Source organism: Vibrio sp. Vb0598 (assembly GCF_033338935.1).
In the GTDB taxonomy this organism is placed as follows: domain Bacteria; phylum Pseudomonadota; class Gammaproteobacteria; order Enterobacterales; family Vibrionaceae; genus Vibrio; species Vibrio alginolyticus.
Map to the genome: position 1 here is coordinate 1 of NZ_JAWOTP010000330.1, position 1,010 is coordinate 1,010.

1 pseudogene is annotated in these 1,010 nt (G+C 50.3%); it reads right to left on the reverse strand.

What is annotated here, in order from left to right:
- A pseudogene (locus R7Q38_RS25065) lies at positions 1 to 346 on the reverse strand (hypothetical protein); the annotation flags it as partial.
- Positions 347 to 1,010: the final 664 nt, after the last annotated feature.

The window sequence follows — 1,010 nt, forward strand, 5'->3', positions numbered from 1 at the left end:
GCCAGCCGTTACGCTTGGATACGGTCACTTCCAGTGCTCGAATCAAGCCCTCAAAGCCCTGCTCATCCTTCAACATTCTGGTGTAAGAACCTGATGATTTTCGGAGATCCTTTAACGCATCTCTCTGCATGGCTCTGAGTTCTTTAAGCGATTGATGGTTGTAGTGTGGCGCTGTCAAAGTGACCATAATCACCTGCCCACCGTCCGTGTAATGCTTGGTCATTGCTTCCGCAATCTCCAATCGGCGGCGCTCTTGGATCTTGGCGGTACACACTGGACAAGCCCAGACAGATCCACAGGTGGCAATATTTTTTACGTGTCCGGTTCCGTGCTCCTTCGACCGCATCAACTCCACGTCGGACGATAAAGCCGTCCACATGCAGTTGCACGTCCGATGGATATCGCCGACATGTTTTTTACCACTTTTTTCCAGTTTTTTTCCTGCATCCTGAGCAAGTAGATCAGCCGCAATCCCTTGTAATTTAAAGCGTTGTCGTCTGTTTTCTTGCACTACCTCAAGCCCTAGGGGGGCGGAGGATTTCGCAGTTATCCCGAGGGGCTTGCAGCCCGCAGCGTTCGCTGCTCCTTGCTCGTTAGATCGGCACATGCTCGTCACTTATGAGAAGTGACAAGAGGCTTTGTGAAAGGTTGATTTTTAGGTCAGTTCGATTCATAATTCTTCTTGTCTATTGAACCCCGTGGAGAGCCTGCCAGCTCGTTGATACGGGGTTTTTGCTTTTCTGGGGCTTCCGCCCTCCATTTAGTATGTAATTTACTCATTACTCAGGGTTTTTACAACTGCACTCGCCCACACTTTCGAGCAAGGCTTTGTAAGGGCTTGGCATCACTTCGTTCTTAGCCAAACCCCTGATCCAGTTTTTGGGGTCGGTTGTGTGCATCAAGTATTTTAGCGGTTTCCCAGAGGGAACCCTCCGCGAAAATCCTTGACCCCCACGCCCTTAAAGCTCAATTGTGGCGGTCTGGAACCCAACACCCTGCAATGCGCTCAT